The following is a 343-nucleotide window of genomic DNA, read 5'->3' as shown; positions in this document are numbered from 1 at the left end:
GCGGATAGCCCCGCAGCCTTCGTCGAATGGGCCGCAGGCAACGCCACCGAGGTCGCCGAACTCAACACCTTCGGCACCCTGACGCTCGGCGCCGACGGCGGCTGGACCTATGTTCTCGACAACACGCTTGCCGCCACCCAGGCCCTGACGGCGGGTGACGTGAAGACCTACACGCTCGACTACACGATGCGCGACGCCGATGGCGACACCAGCGACGCCACCCTCACCATCACCATCACCGGGGCCGACGACAGCGCCAGTGTCGGCGTGGCCAATGCGGACGCCACCGTCTACGAGGCAGGCCTGAGCCCCGACGGCTCGAATGCGGGCGACGGCTCCGACA

1 protein-coding gene is annotated in these 343 nt (G+C 68.8%); it reads left to right on the top strand.

The features are described 5' to 3' along the window. A partial coding sequence (locus E2A64_RS17760) for a VCBS domain-containing protein (protein ID WP_133285869.1) occupies positions 1 to 343 on the top strand: 343 nt, incomplete at both ends.

Source organism: Pseudohoeflea suaedae (genome assembly GCF_004354915.1).
Taxonomy (GTDB): domain Bacteria; phylum Pseudomonadota; class Alphaproteobacteria; order Rhizobiales; family Rhizobiaceae; genus Pseudohoeflea; species Pseudohoeflea suaedae.
The sequence above is the reverse complement of the archived record's forward strand: the minus strand, read 5'-3'. Positions and strand labels throughout refer to the sequence as shown.